Source organism: Rheinheimera oceanensis (genome assembly GCF_018831085.1).
Taxonomy (GTDB): domain Bacteria; phylum Pseudomonadota; class Gammaproteobacteria; order Enterobacterales; family Alteromonadaceae; genus Alishewanella; species Alishewanella oceanensis.
Genome location: NZ_JAGPNM010000049.1, coordinates 1 through 545 on the forward strand (window position 1 = coordinate 1; position 545 = coordinate 545).

The 545-nt window shown below is 56.5% G+C and carries 1 pseudogene; it reads right to left on the minus strand.

What is annotated here, in order from left to right:
- Positions 1-545, minus strand: a pseudogene (locus tag J3B89_RS21045) (copper resistance system multicopper oxidase); the annotation flags it as partial.

The following is a 545-nucleotide window of genomic DNA, read 5'->3' on the forward strand; positions in this document are numbered from 1 at the left end:
TCGCTTGCGCCATGGTTCATATTACCCATCATGTCAGCCATCGTCAGCCACTCCACCGGATCCAGTGCCGGCACCGGGGCGTGCAAGCCCTCGGCCACGGCCAGGGTACCGCGGGCATAGCCACTGCGGTCCATACTCTGGGCGAAAATGGTGTATGCATCCGCTTGTGGCGACACGATAACATCATAGGTTTCGCCCGGGCCAAAGCGGAATTCATCCACCGTCACCGGGTGCACATTCTGGCCGTCAGCCTGCACCACGGTCATTTTCAGCTCGGGAATACGCACATCAAAAAAGCTGTTGCTGGAGCCATTGATAAACCGCAGCCGCACGCGCTCACCGCGCTTAAATAAACCGCGCCAGTTGGCCAGCGGTGTGCTGCCATTCATTAAGAAGGTTAAGACAGCGGCTGACAAATCCGCTAAATCGGTTGGATTCATGCGCATTTGCTGCCACATCTGCCGTTTTGCCAGCGCCGCGTCCAGCCCTCTGTCAGTGATATCGCGCAGCATGTCCTGCACTGTTGGCTGATTAAAATTGTACAA